This window comes from Streptomyces sp. NPDC002623 (assembly GCF_053592635.1).
Map to the genome: position 1 here is coordinate 1 of NZ_JBSFWB010000012.1, position 14,476 is coordinate 14,476.

14 protein-coding genes and 1 tRNA gene are annotated in these 14,476 nt (G+C 71.6%); 5 read left to right on the forward strand and 10 right to left on the reverse strand.

The genetic code is table 11. The features are described 5' to 3' along the window. Together ACWD4O_RS22435 and ACWD4O_RS22440 are read right to left on the reverse strand one after the other, a co-directional pair. The coding region (locus ACWD4O_RS22435) for an ABC transporter permease (protein WP_451282174.1) at positions 1 to 905 on the reverse strand (905 nt) is incomplete at its 3' end. Then, on the reverse strand, positions 905 to 1,921 hold the full coding sequence (locus ACWD4O_RS22440) for a sugar ABC transporter substrate-binding protein (protein ID WP_451282176.1): 1,017 nt from the start codon (positions 1,919 to 1,921) through the stop codon (positions 905 to 907). The genes ACWD4O_RS22435 and ACWD4O_RS22440, both read right to left, overlap by 1 nt. 372 nt (positions 1,922 to 2,293) lie before the next feature. Between ACWD4O_RS22440 and ACWD4O_RS22445 the strand changes: the two genes are divergently transcribed. Then, complete coding sequence (locus tag ACWD4O_RS22445; RefSeq protein ID WP_451282178.1) at positions 2,294 to 3,079, forward strand: GntR family transcriptional regulator; 786 nt, start codon at positions 2,294 to 2,296, stop codon at positions 3,077 to 3,079. 12 nt (positions 3,080 to 3,091) lie between these two features. Here the strand turns inward: ACWD4O_RS22445 and ACWD4O_RS22450 are convergent, their stop codons facing one another. The 5 genes from ACWD4O_RS22450 to ACWD4O_RS22470 form a co-directional block, all read right to left on the reverse strand. Next, entirely contained in the window at positions 3,092 to 3,850 is a 759-nt protein-coding gene (locus ACWD4O_RS22450) for an SDR family NAD(P)-dependent oxidoreductase (protein WP_451282562.1), read from the reverse strand. Positions 3,851 to 3,852: 2 nt separating this feature from the next. Beyond that, positions 3,853 to 5,031, reverse strand: coding sequence for an acyl-CoA dehydrogenase family protein (locus ACWD4O_RS22455; protein ID WP_451282180.1), 1,179 nt, complete (start codon positions 5,029 to 5,031; stop codon positions 3,853 to 3,855). 114 nt (positions 5,032 to 5,145) lie between these two features. Beyond that, the gene (locus tag ACWD4O_RS22460) at positions 5,146 to 5,718 is read right to left on the reverse strand and encodes a TetR/AcrR family transcriptional regulator (RefSeq protein ID WP_451282182.1); all 573 of its coding nucleotides are present in this window, start codon (positions 5,716 to 5,718) and stop codon (positions 5,146 to 5,148) included. A gap of 47 nt (positions 5,719 to 5,765) precedes the next feature. Then, positions 5,766 to 6,752, reverse strand: a complete 987-nt coding sequence (locus tag ACWD4O_RS22465) for an aldo/keto reductase (protein WP_451282184.1) — start codon at positions 6,750 to 6,752, stop codon at positions 5,766 to 5,768. Positions 6,753 to 6,906: 154 nt separating this feature from the next. Then, positions 6,907 to 6,983, reverse strand: a tRNA-Pro gene (locus tag ACWD4O_RS22470). 99 nt (positions 6,984 to 7,082) lie between these two features. Here ACWD4O_RS22470 and ACWD4O_RS22475 point away from each other — a divergent pair. The 3 genes from ACWD4O_RS22475 (at position 7,083) to ACWD4O_RS22485 (ending at position 10,550) form a co-directional block, all read left to right on the forward strand. After that, a complete protein-coding gene (locus ACWD4O_RS22475) occupies positions 7,083 to 7,577 on the forward strand; it encodes a DUF309 domain-containing protein (protein ID WP_450948085.1) in 495 nt (164 codons plus the stop codon). Positions 7,578 to 7,619: 42 nt separating this feature from the next. Continuing rightward, positions 7,620 to 8,393, forward strand: a complete 774-nt coding sequence (gene cobF / locus ACWD4O_RS22480; RefSeq protein ID WP_451282187.1) for a precorrin-6A synthase (deacetylating) — start codon at positions 7,620 to 7,622, stop codon at positions 8,391 to 8,393. A gap of 72 nt (positions 8,394 to 8,465) precedes the next feature. Continuing rightward, positions 8,466 to 10,550 (forward strand): MDR family MFS transporter, encoded by a 2,085-nt coding sequence (locus ACWD4O_RS22485; protein WP_451282189.1) that lies wholly within the window; start codon positions 8,466 to 8,468, stop codon positions 10,548 to 10,550. A gap of 40 nt (positions 10,551 to 10,590) precedes the next feature. Here ACWD4O_RS22485 and ACWD4O_RS22490 read toward each other — a convergent pair whose 3' ends face one another. Together ACWD4O_RS22490 and ACWD4O_RS22495 are read right to left on the reverse strand one after the other, a co-directional pair. Then, a complete protein-coding gene (locus ACWD4O_RS22490) occupies positions 10,591 to 11,331 on the reverse strand; it encodes a cobalt-precorrin-6A reductase (RefSeq protein ID WP_451282191.1) in 741 nt (246 codons plus the stop codon). Between the two features lie 4 nt (positions 11,332 to 11,335). Beyond that, on the reverse strand, positions 11,336 to 12,109 hold the full coding sequence (locus tag ACWD4O_RS22495) for a sulfite exporter TauE/SafE family protein (protein ID WP_451282193.1): 774 nt from the start codon (positions 12,107 to 12,109) through the stop codon (positions 11,336 to 11,338). A 169-nt stretch (positions 12,110 to 12,278) separates the two neighbouring features. Between ACWD4O_RS22495 and ACWD4O_RS22500 the strand changes: the two genes are divergently transcribed. After that, the gene (locus tag ACWD4O_RS22500) at positions 12,279 to 13,079 is read left to right on the forward strand and encodes an alpha/beta hydrolase (RefSeq protein WP_451282195.1); all 801 of its coding nucleotides are present in this window, start codon (positions 12,279 to 12,281) and stop codon (positions 13,077 to 13,079) included. A 45-nt stretch (positions 13,080 to 13,124) separates the two neighbouring features. Here ACWD4O_RS22500 and ACWD4O_RS22505 read toward each other — a convergent pair whose 3' ends face one another. Further along, entirely contained in the window at positions 13,125 to 14,372 is a 1,248-nt protein-coding gene (locus ACWD4O_RS22505; RefSeq protein WP_451282196.1) for an amidohydrolase, read from the reverse strand. Positions 14,373 to 14,476 lie beyond the last annotated feature (104 nt).

A 14,476-nucleotide genomic window follows, 5' to 3' on the forward strand; every position in this document is an offset into this window, starting at 1 on the left:
CCGCCGGTCAGCAGACAGCCGCCGATCACCGCCGCGGAGATGTAGATCAGCTCCTGGCCGACGCCCTCACCCGACTGCACGGTGTTGAACGTGAAGAGCTGGTGCATGCCGACGAACCAGGCGCCGAAGCCGACCAGCATGAACAGCGAGATCTTCGTGAACGTCACGGGCACGCCGACCGCCCGTGCACTGTCCTTGTTGCCGCCGACCGCGAAGATCCAGTTGCCGTACTTGGTGCGCAGCAGCACCCAGGTGGCCAGGGCCGCGAAGACCAGCCAGTACACGATGGTGATCTTCACCTGGACGCCGCCGACCTCGAAGGACGAGGCGAACACCTTCTTGGCCTGGCCGAAGCCGTCCATGTCGCTGATGTCGTCGGTGGCCACGTTGGTGGTGACCAGCTTGGTCACCGCGAGGTTGACGCCCTGCAGGATCAGGAAGGTGCCCAGGGTGATCAGGAAGCTGGGCAGCCCGGTCTTGACGACCATCCAGCCGTTGAAGAAGCCGACCGCCAGCGACACGAGAAGGGCGACGAAGACGCCCACCCACACGTTCATGCTGAGCTGGTAGGCGAGCATGCTCGCGGTGAGCGCCGAGGTGATCACGGCGACACCGGCGGAGAGGTCGAACTCGCCGCCGATCATCAGCAGCGCGACCGGCAGGGCCATGATCCCGATCGTCGACGACTGATACAGGATGTTGGCCATCGAGCTGCCCTCGCGCACCGGCGGTGCGGAGATCAGGAAGAACACGTACACCGCGACGGCGCCGAGGAACACGCCGACTTCGGGACGGGCCAACAGACGTAGTGCCAGCGGGCGTTGCGCGGTCCGGCCGTCGGTCTTCTGCGGGCCGGGGGCCGGCGGTGTTCCCACCGCCGGCTCGGCATGCTGGGTCATACTCATCACCGGGTGCCCTTCGCGGCGAACGCCGCCACCGCGTCGACGTTCGTCTTGTCGACGAAGGCGGGGCCGGTCAGCACCGGCTGCTCACCGCCGCCCATGTAGTTGCCGTTGTTCTTGTAGAGCCACAGCGAGTCGATCGCGAGGTAGCCCTGGAGGTAGGGCTGCTGGTCGACCGCGAACTCGACCGTGCCCTTGCTGATGGCGGTGGTCAGGTCCTTGTTGAGGTCGAAGGTGGCGACCTTGGCCTTGCTGCCCGCGTCGGTCACCGACTGACCCGCCGTCAGGGCGAAGGGGGCGCCGAGCGTGACGACGTAGTCGATGGCCTTGTCCTGGGTCAGCTTGGCGGTGATCGTCGACTTCACCGACGGCATGTCGGTGCCGGTGACGTACAGGACCTCGGTGGATCCGGTGAACGTCTTCTTCACGCCGTCACAGCGCTGGGTGAGGCCGATGTTGCCCTGCTCCTGGATGACACAGACGGCCTTCTTGGCGCCGGCCGTGTTCAGCCGCTTGCCGAGCGCCTCGCCCGCCACCGTCTCGTCCTGGCCGAAGAACTCCATCAGACCGAGCTTCTGCCAGTCGCTCACCCCGGAGTTGAGGCCGACCACGGGTATCTTCGCGGTCTTCGCCTTGGCTATGACGTCCTTGAGGGCGTCGGGCTTGGCGAGGGTGACCGCGATGCCGTCGACCTTCTGGTCGATCGCGTTCTGCACCAGGTTGGCCTGGCCGCCGGCGCTCGGGTCGGCGGAGTAGACCAGCTTGACGTTGTCCTTGGCCGCGGCGGCCTCGGCGCCCTTGCGGACGATGTCCCAGAAGGTGTCGCCGGGCGACTGGTGGGTCACCAGGGCGACGGTCATCTGGGGTGTACTCGCCTTGCCCGCGGAAGCGCCGTCCGCGCTCTCCTCGGACTTCTTACCGCCGGAGCTGCTGGAGCAGCCCGCGACGGTCAGGGCCACCGCCGCGGCCATGGCCACGATCGGGGCGATTCTGCGCGGGCGGGAGGGAGAGCTTTCCATCTTTCCTGCACCTCACTGTGCGACGGGGGGAAACGACGGGGAAGGGGGAGGCGATCACAAGGATCCGGGGCCCGTTTCACTTCAGATTGGGGCCATGGAGCCAGGTCCGCGACTGTTCGGCTGTCTCGGACTCGGCCCGTGCACTGATGGGACGGGATCCAACTCCCTCGGCAAGCTCACTGTCAATACTTTGTTAAGACATCATTTCACAAGCAGGTCCGAATGTAAGAACAAAGTCTTGACAGTGCGAGCCCCCGGGACCTACACCTGGGAGACGCCATACCCCCGACCACCGAAGGAGTCTCTCAAATCGCCTATCCGGCCCGGTCACCGGACCTGATCACGACCCCACCGCCCCGAGGAGGCGCCCCCATGGCCAAGACCGGCGGCCGCACCCGCGCCGTGCCCGGCTCCGCGCTCGACGCGTTGCACTTCGCGCTGGACCGCACGAGCCCCGTGCCGCTCTACTACCAGCTCGCCCAGCAGTTGGAGGCGGCGATCGAGCAGGGCGCGCTCGCCCCGGGAAACCTCCTGGGCAACGAGATCGACCTGTCGACCCGCCTCGGCCTGTCGCGCCCGACGGTCCGCCAGGCCATCCAGTCGCTGGTCGACAAGGGCCTGCTGGTGCGTCGCCGCGGAGTCGGCACCCAGGTGGTGCACAGTCAGGTGAAACGGCCGCTGGAACTGAGCAGCCTCTACGACGATCTGGAGACGGCCGGCCAGGGACCGACCACGCACGTCCTGCGCAACGAACGCGTGTCGGCGCCCGCCGACGTCGCGGCGGCGCTCGGGATCGCGGAGGGCAGCGAGGTCACGCTCCTGGAGCGGCTGCGCGCCACCCACGGGCAGCCGGTGGCGTTCCTGTGCAACTACCTGCCCCCGGCACTCCTGGACCTCGACACGGAGCGCCTGGAGTCGACCGGCCTGTACCGGCTGCTGCGCTCGGCGGGCATCGCCCTGCACAGCGCCCGCCAGACCATCGGCGCCCGCTCCGCCACCGTCGAGGAGGCCGCCCTCCTCACCGAACAGGAGGGGGCGGCCCTGCTGACCATGCAGCGCACGGCGTACGACGACACCGGCCGTCCGGTCGAGTACGGGACGCACATCTACCGTGCGTCCCGCTACGCGTTCGACTTCCAGCTGCTCGTCAGAACCTGAGACCTCGACGGCTCACCGCGGAGCCATCCGCAGCGCGCCGTCCATGCGGACGGTCTCGCCGTTGAGGTAGTCGTGGTCGACGATCGCCAGCGCCAGCTGGGCGTACTCCTCGGGGCGGGCCAGCCGGTGCGGGAAGGGCACGCCGGCCGCGAGCGAGGCACGGAACTCCTCCGACACCGTGGCCAGCATGGGCGTCTCGACGATGCCCGGGGCGATGGTGCACACCCGGATGCCGTACTGCGCGAGGTCACGGGCGGCGGGCAGGGTCAGCCCGACGACCCCGCCCTTGGACGACGCGTAGGCGGCCTGGCCGATCTGGCCGTCGTACGCGGCGATGGAGGCGGTGTTGACGATGACGCCCCGCTGGCCGTTCTCGTCGGCCTCGGTCCCGGCGATGGCCTCCGAGGCGAGCGCGAGCACGTTGAAGGTGCCGATCAGGTTGATCTGGATCACCTTGGCGTACAGGCCCAGGTCGTGCAGGCCCTTCTTGCCGAGGATCCGCGCCGACGGGCCGATGCCGGCGCAGTTGACGACCGTCCGCAGCGGAACGCCGGACCCCGCCGCGGTGCCGACGGCGGCGCGCACCTGCTCGGGGTCGGTGACGTCGGCGGGGACGTAGGTGACGCCGTCGACCTCGGGTGCCTTGTCGATGCCGTCCTTCAGGTCGAGGGCGAAGACCTGGGCGCCGCGTTCGGCCAGAGCCTTCGCGGTGGCCGCGCCGAGGCCGGACGCACCGCCGGTGACGAGGGCGGCGGTGTGGGCGAGCTGCATCATCACTCCTTGCCGAGGACGGTGAGCACACCGCCCTCGTCACGGTCCAGCGCACGGGAGATGATCATGCGCTGGATCTGGTTGGTTCCTTCGAAGATCTGCATGACCTTGGCCTCGCGCATATAGCGCTCCACGGGGAAGTCACGGGTGTACCCGTACCCCCCGAGGACCTGCACGGCGTCCGTGGTCACCTTCATGGCATTGTCCGTGGCCACGAGTTTGGCGATCGACGCCTCCCGTGTGAAGGGCAGGCCGAGGTCCTTCAACCGGGCGGCGGACAGCGCGCTGGCACGGGCCGACTCGATCGCGGCGCTCATGTCGGCGAGCACGAACGCCAGCCCCTGGTGCTCGATGATCGGCTTGCCGAAGGTCTCCCGCTCGCGGGCGTAGCGCACCGCGTGGTCGAGGGCGCCCTGGGCGAGGCCGCAGGCCACGGCGGCGATGCCGAGCCGGCCGTGGTCGAGGGAGGCGAGCGCGATCTTCAGCCCCTGCCCCTCCTCCCCTATCCGGCGCTCCACGGGCACCCGCACGTCCTCCAGGCGCATGGTCGCGGTCGCCGAGCCCGTCAGGCCCATCTTCCGCTCCGGCGGGTCGGCGCTGAGCCCCGGGGCGTCGGCCGGGACGAGGAAGCAGGAGATGCCGCGGCTGCGGTCGTCGGAGGTACGGGCCATGACCGTGTAGAAGTCGGCGTAGCCCCCGTGGGTGGTCCAGGCCTTGGTCCCGTTCAGCACGTACTGGTCGCCGTCGCGCACCGCGCGGGTGAGCATGGCCGCCGGGTCGGAGCCGGCGTGCGGCTCGGACAGGCAGTACGCGCCGAGCAGCTCACCGCTCAGCATGTCCGGCAGCCACCTGCGCCGCTGCTCGTCGGTGCCGAAGCGGGCGAGCGGGAAGCAGGACAGGGCGTGCACGGAGATGCCCACGGCGACGCTCGACCAGACGGCCGCGACCTCCTCCAGCACCTGGAGGTAGACCTCGTACGGCTGCTCCGCCCCGCCGTCCCGCTCGGCGAAGGGCAGTCCGAGCAGACCGCTGCGCCCGAGCGTGCGGAAGACGTCCCTGGGGAACGCTCCGTCCGCCTCCGCGTCGGCGACCCGGGGTGCGAGTTCCTTGGCGGCGAGGGTGCGCGTGAGCTGGATGAGCTCGACGGCCTCCTCGGTCGGCAGGGCGCGAGTGGCAGGCATGGTGACCTCCACGAAGTAGTACTGGAAATGATACTGGGGTGTGTACGAACGTATCATTAACAGTACGGCCACAGCGCGGGCTGCGGGAGCCCGAATCAGCCAGGTCTGCGGACTTCAGGGCGAGACGGCGTGCACGATCAGCGAGGCGAGCTGCTCGTAGGCCTCGGCGTCGGTCAGCCCGGTGCGCGCCTTGAGCTCGCCCTGCTGGATCTGCCGCATGGTCGCGGCGGCGACCTCGCCGACGAACGCGGTGTGCACCTCGCGGAAGGCGCCGCCCGAGACGCCCTCGGCGATCAGCCGGCGCACCCGCTCCGCGGCCATCCGGGTGTTGGCCTCGTACACCTCGCGGGCGGGCGGGAACTCCGCCACGTCGTCGAGGAACCGACGTGAGAGCGGGCGCAGCTGTTCGGCCACGGCGGTCAGGTACACCCGGACGCGGTCCGAGGGGTCGACGGTCTGCGCCACCCGCTTCTCGACGGCCTCGGTCGCCCCGCGGAAGTAGTGCTTGACCGCCTCCACGACCAGCCCCTGCTTGCTGCGGGCGAGCTGGTACAGGGTCGTCTTGGAGCAGCGCAGCCGCTCGGCGAGATCGTCCAGGGTGAGGTCCGCGAACCCCTCCGCCGTCAGCAGCGCGACGAGTCGTTCCAGCAGGTCCGCCTGTCTGGCGGTACGGCGGGTGGACGGCATGATCCCAGCGTAGCCTCCCCGGTTACCAGTCGGTCACTCCCGCGTCGTCAGTGCACCGAGTCCAGCCGGGAGCGCTGGTCCTCGGTCAGCTCCAGGTCGACGGCGGCCAGGTTCTCCTCCAGCTGGGCCACCGACGACGCCCCGGCCAGCGGGACGATCGGCAGCTCCCCGCCCGACTGCCAGGCCAGCACGACCTGGTTGACGCTCGCGCCGGTCTCCCGGGCGACCTCGTGCAGTACGGCGAGCCGGGCCGGGGTGCCCGGGTGGTCGTAGTCCGGCGGCAGGGGCCGGTCCCGGCGGGTGTAGGCCCCCTTGAGCAGGGGCGAGTAGGCGACCAGGACGAGGCCGGGCTCGGCCCGCAGATAGCCGAGCAGTTCGGGGCCGGCGTGGCCGAGGCTGCCGTCCGGGAAGAGGTCGTCTGGGATGTCGGAGCGCGGGCGCAGATGGCTGTGCTGGTACTGGAGCACCTCGTAGCCGGGCAGGCCGGCCGCGGCGGCGAGGGCGCGGGCCCGCTCCACCCGCCACATGGCCTGGTTGCTCACCCCGAGCAGCCCGACCGTGCCCTCCGCGACGAGCTCGGCGAAGCCCTCGACGGTCTCGCGCTGCGGGACGGTGTGGTCGTCGATGTGGGCGTAGAGCAGATCCAGCTTCTCCACGCCGAGCCGCTCCCGGCTGCGTTCGGCGGACTCGCGGATCACCTTCGCCGAGAGTCCCTCCGGGTTGTCCGTGTAGCTGGTGCCGGGGGCCAGCGGCCGGGCGCCGAGCTTGGTCGCGAAGACGATCTCGTCGCCGACGCCCCGGCTGCGCCGCCACCGGCCGAGGAGTTCCTCGCTCTGTCCGCCCTGGCCGCCGTCGGCCCAGAAGGCGTAGTTGTCGGACGTGTCGACGAAGTTCCCGCCGGCCTCGACGTACCGGTCGAGAATCGCGAAGGACGTGTCCTCGTCGGTCGCCGACCCGAACCACATCGCCCCGAGCGCCAGAACGCTGACCTCGCGGCGGGTGGCCGGGGCGGTGCCTATGGTGCGGTACTTCATGCTGGATCCTCCCGTTCGGCCGGCGTCGGTCCGTCCGCTCCGGCCCGCAGGGGAGTCTTCAACTTGAAGTGCACTTCAGCGCAAGGCCGCACACCAAACAAAAAGACCGCCTTCTCACAGTTGAGAAGACGGTCTCCGACCCGCTGAAGAAAGCTGGTCGGGACGACAGGATTTGAACCTGCGACCCCTTGACCCCCAGTCAAGTGCGCTACCAAGCTGCGCCACGTCCCGATGCGCTGTACACGGTGTGTCCGTGTGGTCGCGCGAACAGCACTTTACCCCACGCCGGGCGCTGCGCCGAAGGCGGCCGGGGCGCGGGACAATCGCCGTATGGACACGACGCGGGACCGGGACGGCGAGGGGCGGGCGCGCAACGCACGGCCGCGGGACGGGCTGGGACGGCCGCTGCCGTACGGCGCGCCCGGGGTGGAGCGGCAGCCCGAGGGCGTCGTGCGCACGCCGGAGGACACCGTCGCCGAGGCGCAGGCCCTGCTGGACGCCGGAAAGCCGTTCCACGCGCACGAGGTCTTCGAGGACGCCTGGAAGGCGGGCCCCGACGCGGAGCGCGCCCTGTGGCGGGGGCTCGCCCAGCTCGCGGTGGGCCTCACGCACGCGGCCCGGGGGAACCTCATGGGCGGGGCGCGGTTGCTGCGGCGCGGCGCCGGGGCCGTGGAGGAGTGGGCGGCGGGCGCGGGACCGGGGCAGGGGCGGCCGCACGGGATGGATCTCGCCGGGCTGGTCCGCTGGGCGCGCGAGCTGGCGGACACCGTGGAGCGGACGGGCGCGGCGGTCGACGCGCAGGCGCGGGCGCCGCGGCTGCGCTGACCCGGCACGGTCACTGTCAGTGGCGTAGGGCAGACTCGTGGCGTGCGAAAGATTCATGTCATCGGCATCGGCGCGGGCGACCCCGACCAGCTCACCCTGCAGGCGGTCCGGGCGCTGCGGAGCACGGACGTGTTCTTCGTCCTGGACAAGGGCGAGGTGAAGAGCGACCTGACGCGGCTGCGGCACGACATGCTGGACACGCACATACCGCAGGGCATGTACCGGGTCGTCGAGGCCCGGGATCCGGAGCGGGACCGCCGGGCGGGCGGCGCGGCCTACTCGCCGGCCGTCGGCGACTGGCGCAGCGCCCGCGCGGAGATCTACGAGCGGCTGATCGCCGAGGAGCTCGGCGAGGAGGAGAGCGGCGCGTTCCTGGTGTGGGGCGACCCGGCGCTGTACGACAGCACGCTGGGCATCCTGAAGGAGGTGCTGGACCGGGGCGCGGTGGCCTTCGAATACGACGTCGTGCCCGGGATCAGCAGTGTCTCGGCGCTCGTCGCCCGGCACCGCACCGGCCTGAACCGGGTGGCCCGGCCGGTGCAGATCACCACCGGCCGACGGCTCGCGGAGGGCTTCCCGGAGGGGGTGGACGACGTGGTGGTGATGCTGGACGCCCACCAGACGTTCCGGCAGTACGCCGAGGACGACGTCGACATCTACTGGGGCGCCTACATCGGCACGCCGGACGAGATCCTCGTCTGCGGTCCGATCGCCGAGGCCGGTCCGCGCATCGAGCGGCTGCGCGCCGAGGCCCGCGAGCGCAAGGGCTGGATCATGGACACGTATCTGCTGCGCCGCAACCCTGGGCAGGAGTAGCACCGCCCCCGGCCACCCCCGTGCGGGCCCGCCCCACGTGCAGGGACGGCGCGCCGATGTGATCGTGACCTCGTGACAGCCACCGAGGAAATCGCCCCGGCCGCCGCCCAGCCGCCCGTCCTGGACCCACGCCGACGGAACATCGTCTTCGGGACGATCGTGCTGGGGATGCTGCTCGCCGCCCTGGACCAGACGATCGTCGGCACGGCGCTGCCGACCATCGTGTCGGACCTCGGCGGGGCCGCGCACATGTCGTGGGTGGTCACGTCCTACCTCCTCGCGGAGACCGTCGCGACCGTGCTGGTCGGCAAGTTCGGCGACCTGTTCGGCCGCAAGGTGGTCTTCCAGGTGTCGGCGATCGTCTTCATCACGGGCTCGTTCCTGTGCGGCCTGGCGACCGACATGACGCTGCTGATCGCCTGGCGGGCCCTGCAGGGAATCGGCGCGGGCGGGCTGATGGTGACGGCGATGGCGCTGATCGCCGACGTCATCCCGTTGCGGGAGCGCGGCAAGTACCAGGGCGCGATCGGGGCCGTGTTCGGTGTGGCCACCGTCGTCGGACCGCTCCTCGGCGGGCTGTTCACCGACCATCTGTCCTGGCGGTGGGCGTTCTACGTCAACGTGCCGCTCGCGATCCTCGTCGTCTTCGCGGCCGCCCGCACCATCCCGGTGGTGAAGTCCACGGTCCGGCCGGTGATCGACTACCTGGGCATCGCGCTGGTCGCGGTCGGCGCGAGCGCGCTGATCCTGGCGACGAGCTGGGGCGGCACCGAGTACGCGTGGTCCTCGGGCGTCGTCATCGGCCTGTTCGCGGGCGGCGGAGTCGCCCTCGCCCTGTTCTGCGTGGTCGAGACCCGGGCCGCGCAGCCGATGCTCCCCATGCGGCTGTTCGCCAACCCGGTCTTCACGGTCTGCTCGATCCTCAGCTTCATCGTCGGCTTCGCGATGCTCGGCGCGCTGACCTATCTGCCGACCTATCTGCAGTACGTCGACGGCGACTCGGCGACCGTCTCCGGCGTGCGCACCCTGCCGATGGTGCTCGGTCTGCTCATCGCGTCGATCTTCAGCGGCAACGTGGTGAGCAAGACCGGGCAGTACCGCCTCTTCCCCATCGTCGGCTCGCTGGTGATGGGCGTCGGCCTGTATCTGATGTCCCTCATGGGCCCCGGCACGAGCGCCTGGCTGGAGTCGCTGTACATGTTCGTCCTCGGCACCGGCATCGGCCTGTGCATGCAGGTGCTGACGATCGCCGTGCAGAACACCGTCGAGTACGCCGACCTCGGCACCGCCACCTCCGGCGTCACCTTCTTCCGCACCCTCGGCAGCTCCTTCGGCACGGCCGTCTTCGGCACCCTCTACACCAACTCGCTGACGCCGAACCTGAAGGACGGCATCGGCTCCGCCGTGTCGGCGGCGGCGGGCAGCGTCGACACGGCGGCCATCGCCAGGGCGGCGACCAGCCCGGAAGGCCTGCACGACCTGCCCTCCGAGGTCGCCGCCCCGATCATCCAGGCCTACGCGGACACCATCGAGACGGTGTTCCTGTGGACCGTGCCGGTGGCCGCCATCGGCTTCGTCGTCGCGCTGTTCCTCAAACAGGTCCAGCTGCGCGACAGCGCGCGGATGGGCTCCACCGACATGGGCGAGGGCTTCGGCCGGCCGTCCGGCGCGGACTCCCGACGGGTGCTGGAGGCCTCCGTCGCGAAGATCATCGGCCAGGCGGACCCGAACACCGCGCGCCGGCTCTTCGAGCAGTCCGACACCCGCCTCGACGTGGCCGGCGCCTGGGCGGTGATGCAGGTCGAGCTGTTCACCCGGATGGTCGGCCACGCCAGCCTCGGCCTGATCTCCGCCCGCCGCCACATGCCCCCGGAGGTGCTGCTGCCGGTGTTCGACCGCATGGTCGACGAGGGGTACGTGACCCGCCACGGCTCCCTCCTCAGCCATACGGAGGCGGGCGCCCGCGAGGCCCGGGTGATCACCGAGGAATGGGCAAAGTGGCTGGAGGACCGGGTGGCGCAGGACATCGGCCGCCCGGCGGGCGGCGATCTGCGGGCGGCGGTGGACACCATCTCCAAGCGGCTCCTGGTCGAGGACCTCGACGACCGTCTGCCCCAGCGCGGGCAGCCGGCGGAACCGGCGGTCGTCGCGCCCTGACGACTCCTCGCCCCGACTCCCCTCGCCCAGGTGCCCCCGGTCAGCCGAGCCCCAGCCGCTCCAACACGCCCCGCACGTCCGGCACCACCGGCACGCCCTCGGGCGGCGACGGCCGCCGTACGACCACCACCGGCAGCCCGAGTGCGCGCGCGGCGTGCAGCTTCGCGGCCGTCGCCGCTCCCCCGCTGTCCTTGGTCACGACGACGTCGATCCGGTGCTCGCGCAGCAGCGCCCGTTCGTCGGCGACGGTGAACGGCCCGCGGGCCAGGACCAGTCGGACGTCCGACGGCATCGGCGGGGCGGGCGGTTCCACGGACCGTACGACGAAGTGCAGCCCGTCGAGGTGCGCGAAGGCCGCGAGGCCCAGCCGGCCCGTCGTCAGCAGCACCCGCCGGCCCACCCGCGGCAGCAGTTCGGCCGCCGACCGCAGCGACGCGACCTCGTGCCAGCGGTCCCCGGCGCCCGGCCGCCAGCCCGGCCGGCGCAGCACGACCAGCGGCAGGCCGGTCGCCGCCGCGGCGCGCGCCGCGTTCGCGGTGATGCCGGCGGCGAAGGGGTGGGTGGCGTCCACGACGGCGTCCACCCGCTGCTCGCGCAGCCAGTCGGCGAGGCCCTCCGCTCCGCCGAAGCCTCCGATGCGCACGTCCCCGGCGACGGGCCCAGGCCGGGTCACGCGGCCCGCGAGCGAGGTGGTGACGCGCAGGCCGGGCAGCGCGGTGAGCGCCGCGGCGAGTTCCCGCGCCTCTGTGGTGCCGCCGAGCACCAGCACATGCCGGGTCATGCGACTACCGCAACAGGAGTTGCAGGCCGCCGACCACCGTCGCCGCGATCACCAGCTGTTCGAACAGCCGCTGGTTGATGCGGTGCACCGCCCACTTGCCGAGCAGCGCGCCGGGGACGACGAAGACGACGAGCGCGGCGTCCAGGAGCAGCGAGTTCCCGTCGATCAGGCCGAGGCCCGCGCTGAACGGCACCTTCGAGACGTTGACGATCAGGAAGAAGAACGCGGAGGTGCCGAGGAAGCCGAGCTTGCGGAAGCCCGCCGAGAGCAGGTACATCGACATCACCGGGCCGCCCGCGTTGGCGACCATCGTGGTGAAGCCGCCGAGGACGCCGTAGGAGCGGGCCTTGATCCGGCCGGACCGGGTGACCACGGCGTCGGGTTCGTCCGCCTTCTCCGCGGTGCGGCGTCGCCACACCGTGACGCCCGCCATGAACAGCAGGATCGCGCCGATCGACGTCCGGACGATCCCGTCGTCGGCCCACACCAGGAAGACCGTGCCGAAGACCACGCCGGCCGCGACCGCCGGGAACAGCCGCCACAGCGTGGGCCAGTGGGCGTGCCGCCGGTAGGTGAGGACGGCCAGGACGTCGCCGGCGATCAGGATCGGCAGCAGGACGCCCGTGGAGGCGCGGGCGGGCAGGACCGCCGCGAAGATCGCGAGGCTGACCGTGTTGGCGCCGCTGACGGCCGTCTTGGAGAAGCCGACCAGTACGGCCGCGGCGGCGAGCGCGGCGAACTCCCAGCCGGTGATGTGCCACAACGTCATCGTGTTCATGCGGAGACCGATGGTACGCACATCTAACGGATGCCCACAGAGCCGTCTCGCCAGGTGGCCGAGGCGGCCACCGTGGACCTCCGGACCGCCCCCTGCGAAGATCCACGGGCACCCCCTCGCCCACACGGCTCGACACGGCTCGACGCGGCTCGACCCAGCTGGAGGAGACATGACCGAGCACGTCCTCGCGGGCGCCCGCGGCGCGATCGTCGCGCACGAGTGGCCCCGGACGCGGCCCCGCTTCCTCGCCGTCCTCGTACACGGCTACGGCGAGCACGCCGGCCGCTACGAGGAACTCGCCGGCGTGCTGACCGGACACGGCGCGGCCGTGTTCGCGCCCGACCACATGGGGCACGGCAGGTCGGCGGGCGAGCGGGTGCTGATCGAGGACTTCGAGGACGTGGTCACCGATGTGCACACCGTGGCGCGACTCGCCCGGGCCGCGCACCCGGATCTCCCGCTGGTGTTGATCGGGCACTCGACGGGCGGCCTGATCGCGGCCCGGTACGCCCAGCGGCACGGCGCCGGGCTCGCCGCGCTCGTGCTGTCCGGCCCGGTGATCGGCCTCTGGGCGACGCCCGGGCGGCTACTGGCCCAGCAGGAGATCCCCGACATCCCGATCAACCCGGCGGCGCTCTCCCGCGACCCGGCGGTCGGCGCGGGGTTCGCGGCGGATCCGCTGGTCTGGCACGGGCCGATGAAGCGGCCGACGCTGGAGGCCTTCGTACGGACCCTGGACCGGGTCGCCGAGGAGGGCGACGTCGGCCCGCTGCCCCTGCTGTGGCTGCACGGCGCCGAGGACCGGCTGGTCCCGCTCCCCGGCAGCCGGATCGGCGTCGAGCGGCTGAGCGGCGACACCCGGACCGAGCGGATCTACCCCGGGGCCCGCCACGAGGTCTTCCACGAGACGAACAAGGCGGAGGTCTTCACCGACCTGACCCGCTTCCTGGACGAGGTGCTCGGTCCCTGAGACGGCGCCCGAGACGGCTCCGCGCGGAGTCGGTCCCGTCGCCGTTCACGGCGTGCCGAGCCGGGACAGCGCCGCCGACACCAGGGTGAGCACCCCCGGCGCCAGCACCGACAGGTCCGGTGCGAAGAGCGGGCTGTGGTTGCCCGGCACCGCGTCGAACTTCTCCCTCAGCTCCTCTCCCGGCGCCGCGTCCCACACGTCCGCCGGGGTCGAGGTCACGTACCAGTAGTCGTACGGCACGCCCTGCGGGGCGAGCAGGGAGAAGTCCTCGCTGCCCATCATCCGGCCGAAGTCGAACACCGTGTGCGTGCCGAAGAGTTCACGGTGCACGGCGGCGATCTCCCCGTCCAGGGCAGGGTCGTTGACGGTGTTCGGATAGCCGGGGACGACGGTCACCTCGGGCGGGACCGGGCAGCCGGCGGCGGCGCACTCCCCCTCGACGACCCGCCGGATCGCGGTCAGGACGCGCTCGCGCACCCGGGTGTCCTGCGTGCGCACGTTCAGCGCGAGCCGGGCCTCGGCGGGGATGATGTTGGGCTGCGTACCGGCGTGGAACCGCCCCACCGTCAGCACCGCCGACTCGCCGGCCGCGATCTCGCGCGAGACGACGGTCTGCAGCCTGGTCACGATGTACGCGGCCGTCACCACCGGGTCGACGGTCGACTCGGGCCGCGAACCGTGTCCGCCCACGCCGTGCACGACGACGTCGACGTCGTCCGAGGCCGCCAGGGTCGGGCCGGGGGTGTGCGGGTAGAACCCGGCGAGTCCGGGCGCGACATGCTGACCGAGCAGCACGTCGGGGCGTGGGAAGCGGGCGTGGACGCCGTCCGCGATCATCGCCGCCGCACCGCCCTCGGCCTCCTCCGCGGGCTGCCCGACCACGACGAGCGTCCCGGACCAGGTCTCCCGGGCGGCGGCGAGCACCTCCGCGGCGGCCGCCAGCCAGGTGATGTGCAGGTCGTGGCCGCAGGCGTGCATCACACCGGCCGCGGTGGAGGCGTAGGCGAGGCCGGTCGCCTCGTGCACGGGCAGCGCGTCCATGTCGCCGCGCAGCCACACCACCGGCCCGTCGCCGTTCGCGAGCACACCGACCACGCCGGTGCGGGCCACTCCCTCCGTCACCTCGTACCCGGCCGCGCGCAGCCGTGCGGCGAGCTTCGCGGCGGTGCGGTGCTCCTGGAAGGACAGCTCGGGGTGGCGGTGCAGGTCCTGGTAGAAGGCTTCCAGGTCACCGGGTTTCAGCCCCGAGGCGATCTCCCGGGTCAGTCGGGCGACGACGTCCGGTTCGGTCATACCGCGCAGCCTACGAGGACGGTCGCGGTGACCGCACCCCGACCGAAAGACCGAGGAACCCCCGCCCGAGCCATGGCCGTTCGGCCGAGGCGGGCACGAGCGGC